Source organism: Enterobacter sp. C6 (assembly GCF_008122455.1).
GTDB lineage: Bacteria > Pseudomonadota > Gammaproteobacteria > Enterobacterales > Enterobacteriaceae > Enterobacter > Enterobacter pseudoroggenkampii.
Genome location: NZ_QPFW01000057.1, coordinates 1 through 2,384 on the forward strand (window position 1 = coordinate 1; position 2,384 = coordinate 2,384).

Consider the following 2,384-nt stretch of genomic DNA (forward strand, 5'->3'; position numbering starts at 1 on the left):
TACTCCCACGCCAGCTCGCCGTGCTCGCCCGCCTCGCGCGTCACGCGACCGAGCGCATCATACTCAAAGACGAGCTCCTGCTCTGCCTCGGTGCTCCACGCGTCGGCTGAAAGCGCAGGATGCAGCCCAATCCGGCTTAACAGCCCTGACGGCGTGTAGTGGTAGCGTGTCTGCCCTTCCGGCGTGGTGCGCGCGACCAGCTGGCCGCTCGCGCTCCAGGCGAAGGCGTGGGTGATGGCCTCCGGATGACCGGCGGCAAACGTGCGCGCTATCGTGCGCCCGCAGGCATCATAGCGATACTGCGAGGCTACGCCATCGAGCCCCACCTCTTCCAGCAGCAGCGAGTCTGGCCCCCAGCGGAACTGATACGCTTCGCCGTTCTCGTTTTCCAGGGCAATCAGACGCCCGCGGCTGTCCCAGCGGCGGCGCACCTCTTCACCCTGCGTATTACGGGTGGCGGTTAAGCGCCCCGCCTCATCGTATCTGAACTCGCTCTCTTTCCCGTCGGCGCCCGCATGCTTCACCGGCAGGCCACGTTCGTTCCATTTGAGCGATTCCGTCCAGCCTTCCGGGCGGTCAAGCTGCACCGGACGCCCTGCGGCGTCGTAGCGGTAGCGCGTCTCTTCGCCGTCGGCGCCTGTCTCGGCCACCAGCCAGCCCAGCGGATGATAGCGGTAGCGGGTAATACGCCCGGAACAGTCCGTCGAACGAACGATCTGCCCGGCCTCGTTGTACTCCTGATAGCGGCTGTTGCCTGCGGCATCGACCTCTTCCACGACCTGGCCGAACGCGTCCCGGCGCAGCTGCGTCGTCTGCCCCATCGGGTCCACCACGCGCTTCATCCCGTGATGTTCGTCGTACCAGAACCGGGTGGCGCTGCCGTCGGCTTCGATAATGGCCGCGGGAAGCGCGCGGTGCTCCAGCCAGGTGGTGGTGCGGGTATTGCCGTCGGCATCGGTCTCCTGCACCCGGTTGCCCATCTCGTCGTAGACGAAGGTGACGGCGTTGCCGAGCGGATCGATGCGACGCGTGAGAAGCTCGTTATCATCCCACTCGTAGCGCCAGTTTTCACCGCGCTCGTCTACGTAGCGGACAATCAGATTCTGCGCGTTCCAGTAGTGGCGGCGCGTCTGGCCATCGTAGTGCTCGACGGTCGTCAGCCCGGCGGCTAAATCATAGCTAAAGCGGCACCCGTCGCCGGTGCTGGTGCGGTTTTCCACCACGCGCCAGTGGTCGAATTTTTGCCAGCGGTATTCGCTCTCCAGCCCGCCCGGCATCCGGTGCCAGACCATCAGGCCGTGTTCGTTATAGCGGTATTCACGCGTCACCACGCCGGAGGCATCTGTCGCGCTCGCCAGCTGGCCGCGCGCGTCGTAGCCCCACTGCATCAGCGGCCAGGTTTGGTTGCCGTCGAAATGGCTGGCAGCGGTAACGCGATGTGGGAATCGTTCATCTTCATAGCGCAGGGTGACGTCGATTGCCCGCGGCTCGTCGTGAAGGCCGACCAGCCTGCCGTGCTCGTCCCACGCCGTCAGCAGCGCATTGCCGTACTCGTCGCTAAGGGAGGCCAGACGCAGGATAGAAGGATTCATGCGGGTCGGTTTGTACAGACGCCACACCGCGCCGTCATCGTCGGCAATCGCCACGTCGCCGTTCTCATTGCGGCGGATAATGATGCCTTCGCTGATGCTGTAAAACGCACGGTCGACAGGCGGCAGCTCGAAGCTCAGCTCGCGCCCGGTTTCATCGAACCAGGTCGCATTGTTATCTTCCAGCGTCAGATAGCTGTCAAAAGTCGTTGCCCAGCCCAGACCAAACAGCCCTTCGCGGGTGGTCAGGCTGTTGTAGCTGCGCTGCCAGCGAAGCGGGAAGCGCCCCGGCAGCGAGAAGTCGAGTTCATCGTCGTCGTTCAGCACCTTCACGCCGGTGGCGGCGTGGACCGGGTGCGAGGAGCCAAACACGGCGTTGACGGCCATATCCGCCAGCATCCCGCCGCCGGCCGCGGCCAGCGCGCAGGGCATGTTTTTCAGGATCTTGCCCGGACGCCCGCGCAGCAGGGAGAGCGCAATCATCCCCAGCGCAAGACCCGGCGTTTTACCGCTTTTGATATCGCGGACCGTGAGCGTGTCCCCGCCGATGATCACGTTCGGGGAGACGTCGTCGGACACGGTGCCTTCGCAGGTGGTGCGATCTTTCGCGCGCACCGCGGGCTGGCCATTGATAAAGACGCTTTTAGAACCTTCCGCCAGATACTGCGGCCCGGAGTGCTTTTCACACGCCACCTTGTCTTCTTCCAGCGGCGAGGTCCCCGCCGCGGCAGAGGCCACGCTCGGCTGCCACATTTCGCTGCCAAACTGTCCGGCAGCGGAAAGCAGCATGCCCGC

General features: G+C 64.6%; 1 protein-coding gene. It reads right to left on the minus strand.

Annotation, left to right across the window (positions count from 1 at the left end; all coding sequences use genetic code 11):
- Positions 1-2,384, minus strand: a 2,384-nt coding sequence (locus DOU50_RS00440) for a DUF6531 domain-containing protein (protein WP_194266101.1), incomplete at both ends; no start/stop codon positions are given.